1 protein-coding gene and 1 pseudogene are annotated in these 790 nt (G+C 41.8%); one reads left to right on the forward strand and one right to left on the reverse strand.

Going from position 1 to position 790, the window contains the following annotated elements; genetic code table 11:
* Positions 1-179: 179 nt before the first annotated feature.
* Positions 180-503, forward strand: a complete 324-nt coding sequence (locus AC0L20_RS39600; protein ID WP_473295604.1) for a restriction endonuclease subunit S — start codon at positions 180-182, stop codon at positions 501-503.
* On the opposite strand, the pseudogene AC0L20_RS39605 reads toward AC0L20_RS39600, so the two are convergent.
* Positions 488-721: pseudogene (locus AC0L20_RS39605) on the reverse strand (type I restriction-modification system subunit M); the annotation flags it as partial. The gene AC0L20_RS39600 and the pseudogene AC0L20_RS39605 sit on opposite strands and share 16 nt — an antisense overlap.
* Positions 722-790 lie beyond the last annotated feature (69 nt).

Below are 790 nucleotides of genomic sequence, written 5' to 3' on the forward strand. Positions count from 1 at the left end.
ACGCTATAAAAGTAACTTCAGGGAAGGAATTTAAGCCATCGTAGTACTCGGGCGAGGGGATTCGATTAATACAATCGAAAAATATTGAATATGGCTCATTAATATGGAGCGATGACTCACCTCACCTCCCTACAACCTATGCAGACAAGCACCCTGAACTATTATTACAAACTAATAACATTGTCTTTGCGCTCTATCGACCAATGCGCAATGAAGAAATAAAGATCACCAAAATTAGTAAAAATGATGAAAAATCGATTTTCAGCCATCAGCTAGCCAAGTTGGAAATCATTACCGATTTACTTTGCGCAGATTTCGCATTTCATTTTTGTCGACATTTCTTATCAGACTACGCACAAAGCAACTCTATCGGCCTCGGACAGACAAGGATATCGCTAAAGGAATTGAACAAACAGAGTATTACACTCCCGTCGCTGCCTGAGCAAATATGTATTGCAGGCTGTCTTAGCTCACTTGATAGCTTAATATTGCGTTCGGCGTAAGTGCGACCTAGTTTTTCAGAGTCAAGGTTGATTGCGCTAAATAGACCTTGGAATGTGTGCTCAAAAGATTCAAGCTCGATGTGTTTGAAGGCCCCCTGCAGTGTGCTGAGTAGTTCGCTTTTTTGAGATCGAGCCATGTTCGCGATGCTGCTCCATATATACTGAGGGTGCAGTACATAATGGATCTTCTTGCGCATATGTTTTTCGAATTTGGTGATCTCTTCCGGGTTGTTGGCGTACCAAAGGGTAAGGGGTACGCAATAGTCTTTATCTTTGACTTTAGGGTA

The organism is Bradyrhizobium sp. Kon58, from assembly GCF_055807455.1.